This window comes from Angustibacter peucedani (assembly GCF_054779595.1).
Genome location: NZ_BAAGXY010000024.1, coordinates 1 through 7464, shown reverse-complemented (window position 1 = coordinate 7464; position 7464 = coordinate 1). Strand labels below are relative to the sequence as shown.

General features: G+C 74.2%; 6 protein-coding genes and 1 pseudogene. 2 read left to right on the top strand and 5 right to left on the bottom strand.

Annotated elements, in window-relative coordinates; genetic code table 11:
* Positions 1-294 (bottom strand): annotated as a pseudogene (locus ACYVJ4_RS06245) (hypothetical protein); the annotation flags it as partial.
* A gap of 232 nt (positions 295-526) precedes the next feature.
* Here ACYVJ4_RS06245 and ACYVJ4_RS06240 point away from each other — a divergent pair.
* Entirely contained in the window at positions 527-1378 is an 852-nt protein-coding gene (locus ACYVJ4_RS06240; RefSeq protein WP_460459250.1) for a wHTH domain-containing protein, read from the top strand.
* A gap of 17 nt (positions 1379-1395) precedes the next feature.
* On the opposite strand, the gene truB is transcribed toward ACYVJ4_RS06240, so the two are convergent.
* Positions 1396-2322 carry a tRNA pseudouridine(55) synthase TruB gene (truB, locus tag ACYVJ4_RS06235; protein WP_460459249.1) on the bottom strand — a complete coding sequence of 309 codons (927 nt, stop codon included), beginning with the start codon at positions 2320-2322 and terminating at the stop codon, positions 1396-1398.
* On the bottom strand, positions 2319-2891 hold the full coding sequence (locus ACYVJ4_RS06230; RefSeq protein WP_460459248.1) for a TetR/AcrR family transcriptional regulator: 573 nt from the start codon (positions 2889-2891) through the stop codon (positions 2319-2321). Before ACYVJ4_RS06230 ends, truB begins: the two co-directional genes overlap by 4 nt.
* A gap of 75 nt (positions 2892-2966) precedes the next feature.
* On the opposite strand from ACYVJ4_RS06230, the gene ACYVJ4_RS06225 reads away from it, so the two are divergent.
* On the top strand, positions 2967-4418 hold the full coding sequence (locus ACYVJ4_RS06225; RefSeq protein ID WP_460459247.1) for a DHA2 family efflux MFS transporter permease subunit: 1452 nt from the start codon (positions 2967-2969) through the stop codon (positions 4416-4418).
* Positions 4419-4505: 87 nt separating this feature from the next.
* Here the strand turns inward: ACYVJ4_RS06225 and rbfA are convergent, their stop codons facing one another.
* On the bottom strand, positions 4506-4994 hold the full coding sequence (rbfA, locus tag ACYVJ4_RS06220; protein ID WP_460459246.1) for a 30S ribosome-binding factor RbfA: 489 nt from the start codon (positions 4992-4994) through the stop codon (positions 4506-4508).
* A gap of 123 nt (positions 4995-5117) precedes the next feature.
* The coding region (infB, locus tag ACYVJ4_RS06215) for a translation initiation factor IF-2 (protein ID WP_460459245.1) at positions 5118-7464 on the bottom strand (2347 nt) is incomplete at its 5' end.

Below are 7464 nucleotides of genomic sequence, written 5' to 3'. Positions count from 1 at the left end.
GCCGTGGGCGAGCGCGCCGCCCGGGCCGCCCGGGCCGAAGCCCGGACCACCGGGGCCGAAGCCCGGACCACCGGGGCCGAAGCCGGGACCGCGGCCGCGGCCCCGACCGCGCCCGCGCCGGGGCCGGTCGTCGGACGACGAGCCGTCGTCGTCGCGCGAGTCCCGGGTGTCACGGCCGTCGCGGCCGTCGTGCTCCGCCATGACCCAGGCGGCGTGCAGGTGCGCACGGGGGCCGCCGCGGCGGCCGGGAGCGTCGGTGCGGCCCCAGGGGCCGCTCATCGCGTAGGTGCTCATGGTCGTTCTCCTTCTCCACCGGTCTCGGGTCGAGATGTGGTCCTCGACCGTCCGGCGATGCGTTGACGATATATCGACAACACAGTCGGTGTCAACTCTGTTCCCGACACGTCGCTGAGGCCACCGGACGCCGCACCGGACGACGCACCGGACGCCGCACCGGACGACGTATCAGGACGAGGGCGGGCGGGGTCTGTTCGGCGAGATCCCCCGCACCGGCTGGAGGCCGACCATGAGCAACCGCGAGATCCCCGAGATCCCCCTGGCCGGGCACCGCCTCGGCCGGCACGTCAACCACGACCCGCGCTCGCGCGCCTACGCCCACTTCGCGCGCGAGCGCACGCTGGAGTCGGTGCGGCACCACCGCCACGCCCCGGTGCTCGACCAGGGCGACCTGGGCTCGTGCACGGGCAACGCCATGGTGGGCGCCGCGGCGTGCGACCCCCTGTTCGCTGGGCTCCCGCAGCGCACCACGCTCGACGAGGACCTCGCCGTCCGGCTGTACTCGGCGGCGACCTCGCTCGACGACTACGCGGGCACCTACCCGCCCACCGACACCGGCTCGGACGGCCTGTCGGTCGCCAAGGCCGCGAAGGCCGCCGGGCTGATCTCGGGCTACCGGCACGCGTTCACCCTCGAGGACGCGCTGGACGCGCTGCAGGACGGGCCGGTGCTCACGGGGATCGACTGGTACGCGGGATTCGACGAGCCGGCCGCCGACGGCACGGTCACCATCAGCGGCGCGATCCGCGGCGGCCACGAGATCGTCGTCGACGAGTACGACGCCGCGACCGGCCGGATCGGCCTGACCAACTCCTGGGGACGGGGCTGGGGCGTCGACGGTCGCTTCTACATGACCACGTCGACGTGGGCCCAGCTGCTGGCGCAAGACGGCGACGTCACGGTGCTGGTGCCGGCCACCGCGCCGCCGCCGGAGCCCGACCCCGACCCGATCCCGGACACCGCGACGTTCCTGGACGCCGACCCCGTCCTGGCCGGTCACGTCGTCCGGGCCGCCGCCCGGCGCGGCATGACGGTCGACGCCTGGCTGACCCAGCGGCTGCGCCGGTACTTCTCGCTCTGAGGCCCGCCGGCTGGTGGTCAGCCGCGCGGGGGGACGACGAGCAGCGACCGCGCGACCGGTCCGCGGTCCTCGAGCAGCGCGACGAGCGAGCCGTCCGGCGCGAAGCCCGCGACGGGGTGGGCGGGCGAGCCGGTGGGGTCGACCCGCTGGCCGTACCGCAGCGCCGTCACCTCGGCCTCGGTGAGCTCGCGCGCGGTGAAGGCGGCGCGGGCGGCGTCGGCCAGGGGCAGCACCGCGAAGTCCTCGGCGAGCTCGTCCAGCGTGCGGGCGACGTCGAGCCGGTAGGGGCCGACGGCGGTGCGGCGCAACGCGACCAGGTGCCCGCCGACGCCCAGCGCGGCGCCCAGGTCGCGGGCCAGGGCCCGTACGTAGGTGCCCGACGTGACCTCGACCTCGACGTCCAGGTCGAGCACGTCGTGGCCGTCGTCCGAGCCCGGACGCCGGTCGAGCACGTCGAACCGCCGCACCGTCACCGGCCGGGCCGGCAAGTCGACCTGCTCTCCTCCGCGCACCCGCGCGTAGGACCGCTGGCCGTCGACCTTGATGGCGCTGACGGCGCTCGGCACCTGCTCGATCGGCCCGGTCAGGGCGCGGACCGCGGCGTCGACGTCCGCCCGCCCGTCGTCGTCCGAGAGCCGGACGACGGCCGCGCCGTCCGCCCGCGCGGTGACCTCGCCCTCGGCGTCGTCGGTGACGGTGGCGGCACCGAGCCGCACCGTGGCGGTGTAGGTCTTGTCGGCCCCCACCAGGTAGGTGAGCAGCTTGGTCGCCCGCTCGACGCCGACGACGAGCACGCCGGTGGCCATCGGGTCGAGCGTGCCGGCGTGGCCCACCTTGCGGGTCCCGGCCAGCCGGCGCACGCGCGCCACGACGTCGTGGCTGGTCCAGCCGCCGGGCTTGTCGACGACGACGAGGCCGTCGGGGCCGTCGGGGCGCGGGGTCACGAGGCCTGGGCGGCGCCCAGCGCCTCGCCCATGGTGCACAGCGTCAGCGCGTCGACGTCCGCGTCCTCGCCGACGTGCTCGGGCGCCTTGGTCGCCACCAGGACGTTGATGAGCATGCCGTGCGCGACGAACATCCGGGCCTCGTCCTCGGTGCCGCCGGTGCGCTCGCGGTAGAGCCGGAAGGCCTCGGCCAGGGTGCGGCGCGCGATCTCGCCCACGGCAGGGTCGGCGCCGGCGACGAACCCGTGCATCGTCACCATCAGCAGGTCGCGGTCGTCGAGCAGGCGCACGTACGCCTCGCCCATCTGCTCCTTGGCGTCCGGCCCGGCGGGCACGGACGAGAGCGTCTCGACGACCCGCTGGCAGGCCAGCGCGTAGACCTGGCTGAACAGCTCCTGCTTAGAGCCGAACAGCCGGACGACGTAGGGCTGGGACACCCCGGCCGCCCGCGCCACCTGGTCGGTGCTCGTGCCGGTGTAGCCGCCCTCCGCGAAGACCGCCATCGCGGCCCGCAAGATCTGCTCGCGCCGGGCTCCGCCGCTCATCCGCCGGGACGTGTTCTCGCTCATGGTTGACATGTTATCAGTCGATGCCTATGTTCGTCGTTAGTAATCAATCAATGCTTACTCACCTCAGGAGCTCCGATGAGTGCCACCTCCGCCCCACCGGCCCGGCGCACCGGCCGCTCGGTCGCCCTCGCCCTGCTGGCGGCGTCCCTGCCGATGTTCATGGCCACCCTCGACAACCTGGTGATCACCAGCGCGCTGCCCGTGATCCGCGCCGACCTCGGCGCCTCGCTCGAGCAGCTGCAGTGGTTCGTCAACGCCTACACGCTCAGCTTCGCGACGCTGATGCTCGGCGCCTCGACGCTGGGCGACCGGTTCGGCCGACGCCGGGTCTTCGTCACCGGCATCTCGGTGTTCACCCTCGCCTCGATCGGCTCGGCCCTGGCCACGACGCCGGCGATGCTCATCACGGCCCGCGCGCTGCAGGGCGTCGGCGGCGCGGCGATCATGCCGCTGTCGCTGACCCTGCTCGCCGGCGCCGTCCCCAAGGCCCAGCGCGCCCTGGCCATCGGCGTGTGGGGTGGCGTGGCCGGCCTGGGCGTCGCGCTCGGCCCGCTGATCGGCGGCGCCGTCGTCGAGGGCGTGTCGTGGCAGGCGATCTTCTGGATCAACGTGCCGATCGCGCTCGTCGCGGTGCCCTTCGTGCTGCGGGCGCTGCCCGAGAGCTACGGCCGGCGCGAGCCGCTGGACGTCGCCGGGCTGGCCCTGGTGGGCGGCGGCGTGCTGTCCGGCGTGTGGGGCATCATCCGCGGCAACGACGACGGCTGGACCTCCCCGTCGGTGCTCGGCGCGCTCGCCCTCGGCGTGGTGCTGCTGGTCGCGTTCGTCGTCCGCGAGAGCCGGGCGCCGCACCCGCTGGTGCCGCTGCGGCTGTTCCGCTCGCGCAGCTTCTCGATCGCGAACGTCGCCGGCTTCGCGTTCTCGCTCGGCATGTTCGGCTCGGTGTTCCTGCTGGTGCAGTACCTGCAAGTCGTCGAGGGCTACTCCCCGCTCGAGGCCGGTGTGCGCACCCTGCCGTGGACGGCGGCGCCGATGGTCGTCGCGCCGATCGCCGGGATCCTGGCGCCGCGGGTCGGCGTGCGGGCGCTGCTCTCGACCGGCCTGACGCTGCAGGCGCTGGGGCTGGCCTGGATCGCCCTGGTGACCGGTCCGGGCTCCTCGTACGGCGCGCTGGTGCCGGCGTTCGTGCTGGCGGGCGTGGGCATGGGCCTGACGTTCGCGCCCAGCTCGACGGCGGTGCTCGCCGACATGGCCGAGGCCGACCACGCCACCGCGAGCTCGACCAACGCCACGATCCGCGAGATCGGCGTGGCGCTCGGCGTCGCGGTGCTCGTCGCGGTGTTCCAGGGCGCGGGCGGGCAGATCACGCCCACCGGCTACACCGACGCGCTGCGGCCGGCGATCCTCACCGGGGCGGCCGTCGTGGCCCTCGGCGCGATCGCCTCGCGCTGGCTCCCTCGCCGTCAGCCGGCGCCGGAGGTCGTCCCGGCCGCCAGCCCCGAGGGCGCGCTCGCCGAGGCCGCCGCCTGAGGTCTCCCTCCCGGCGGTCACCACGCGATCCGGCCCCGTCCCCGTGCTGGGGGCGGGGCCGGATCGCACGGTCACGACGGGCTGGGGTCAGCGGCGCTCGTCGGCCACGTCGTCGTCAGCCTCGTCGTCGGCGTCGGCCTCGTCGTCCAGGTCGTCGACGACCGGCTTGCGGTAGGGGTCGGCCTCGCCGGCGAACACCTTGCCGCTCGCCTGGGCGGCGACGGCCGCGTCCTGCTCGGCGGCCCGGCGCAGCACGTCGTCGATGTGCGCCGCGTTCTCGGGGATCGCGTCGGCGATGAACTCCAGCGTCGGCGTGAGCCGGATGCCGATGCCGCGCCCGACCTCGCGGCGCACGACGCCCTTGGCGCTCTCGAGGGCGGCGGCGGTGCCGCTGCGCTCCTCGTCCGAGCCGAACACGGTGTAGAAGACGGTGGCGTGCTGCAGGTCGCCCGTGACCCGGACGTCGGTCACGGTCACGAAGCCGAGCCGCGGGTCCTTGATCCGTCGCTCGAGGGTCTCGGCGACGATCACCTGGATGCGCTCGGCGATCTTGCGGGCGCGGGGGTGGTCGGTCATGGTCGTCGTCCTTCGCGGGGCCAGCGGCCCCTCCGGTGGTGGTGCCCGGTGGTGGTGCCCGGTGACGTGGGGCCACCTGCGGCGAGCAGGTGGCCCCACGACGTCCGGGTGGTGCGGTGCGGCTCAGTCGCGGGGCTTCTCGCGCATCTCGTACGTCGCGATGAGGTCCTCGAGCTGCAGGTCGTTGAACGACCCGAGGTTGATGCCGCACTCGAAGCCCTCGCGGACCTCGGTGACGTCGTCCTTGAACCGCCGCAGGCCGGCGATCTCGACGTTCTCGGCGATCACGGTGCCGGCGCGCGTGATCCGCGCCCGCGCCCCGCGGCGGATCTCGCCCGACCGGACGATGGAGCCCGCCACGTTGCCGAACTTGCTCGACCGGAAGATCTCGCGCACCTCGGCGGTGCCGAGCTGCACCTCCTCGAACTCCGGCTTGAGCATGCCCTTGAGCGCCGCCTCGACCTCCTCGATCGCCTGGTAGATGACCGAGTAGTAGCGGATCTCGACGCCCTCGCGGTCGGCCACGTCGGCGTTCTGGCCCTCGGCCCGCACGTTGTAGCCGATGATGATCGCGTCCGAGGCCATCGCCAGGTTGATGTTGTTCAGCGTGATGGCGCCGACGCCGCGGTCGATGATCCGCAGGTCGACCTCCTCGCCGACGTCGATCTGCAGCAGGGCGTCCTCGAGCGCCTCGACCGAACCCGAGACGTCGCCCTTGAGGATCAGGTTGAGCGTCTCGACCTTGCCGGCCGCGAGCGCCTCGTTGAGGTCCTCGAGGCTGATCCGCTTGCGCGCCTTGGCCAGGCTGGCCTGGCGGTCGGCGGCCTCGCGGCGCTCGGCGATCTGGCGCGCCGTCCGGTCGTCCGGCGCGACGACGAAGGTGTCGCCGGCGCGCGGGACGGAGGACAGACCCAGCACCTGGACCGGGCGCGACGGCACGGCCTCCTCGACGTTCTGGCCGTGCTCGTCGAGCATGGCGCGGACGCGGCCGTAGGCCGAGCCGGTGACGATTGCGTCGCCGACCCGCAGCGTGCCGGCCTGCACCAGCACCGTCGCGGTGGCACCGCGTCCGCGGTCGAGGTTGGCCTCGATCGCGACGCCACGGGCGTCCTTGTCGGGGTTGGCGCGCAGGTCGAGCGACGCGTCGGCGGTCAGCAGCACGGCGTCGAGCAGCGAGTCGATGTTCTGCCCGGCCTTGGCCGAGACGTCGACGAACATCGTGTCGCCGCCGTACTCCTCGGCGACCAGGTTGTACTCGGTCAGCTGCTGGCGGACCTTGGCCGGGTTGGCGCCGTCGACGTCGATCTTGTTGACCGCGACGACGATCGGCACGTCGGCCGCCTGCATGTGGTTGAGCGCCTCGATGGTCTGCGGCATCACGCCGTCGTCGGCCGCCACCACGAGGATCGCGATGTCGGTGACCTTGGCACCACGGGCCCGCATGGCGGTGAACGCCTCGTGACCCGGGGTGTCGATGAACGTGATGGCGCGCTCGACGCCCTCGTGCTCGCGGTGCACCTGGTAGGCGCCGATGTGCTGGGTGATGCCACCGGCCTCGCCCGCCACGACGTCCTCGTTGCGGATCGCGTCGAGCAGGCGGGTCTTGCCGTGGTCGACGTGGCCGACGACGGTGACGACCGGGGGCCGCGGCTCGAGGTCCTCGTCGTCCTCGCCCTCGATGCCGGCCTCGAGGTCGATGTTGAACGCGTCGAACAGCTCGCGCTCCTCGTCCTCGGGCGAGACGACCTGGATGTCGTAGCCGAGCTCGGCGCCGAGCACGCGGAAGGTGTCCTCGTCGAGCGACTGGGTCGCGGTCGCCATCTCACCGAGGTGGAACAGCACCGTGACCAGCGACGCCGGGTTGGCGCCGATCTTGTCGGCGAAGTCGCTCAGGCTCGAGCCACGACGCACCCGGACGACGGTCGAGCCGTCACCGCGGGGGACCGTGACGCCACCGAGCGACGGCGCCTGCATCTGCTCGAACTCCTGGCGCTTCGCGCGCTTGCTCTTGCGCCCGCGGACCGGACGACCACCACCGCGGCCGAACGCGCCCTGCGTGCCGCCACGGCCACCGGGGCCGCGACCGCCACCACCGGGGCGACCGGCGAACCCGCCGCCACCACCGGGACGACCGGCGAACCCGCCGCCACCACCGCCGCCGGGACGACCAGCGCCGCCGGGGCCGCCGGGGCGACCGCGACCAGGTGCGCCACCTCGCCCGCCGGCCTGACCGGGACGGCCCACGCTCGGGCGCGCCGGCATCATGCCGGGGTTCGGGCGCGGACCGCCGGAGCCGGCCGCACTGCCCGGACGCGGGCGGGGACCGCCCTGCGGGCGGGGCATGCCCTGCTCGGACGCGAAGGGGTTGTTGCCCGGGCGCGGCGCGCCGGGGCGCGGCATGCCCTGGCTGGGCGCGAACGGGTTGTTGCCCGGGCGCGGCGCGCCGGGGCGCGACCCGCCCTCGCGGGCC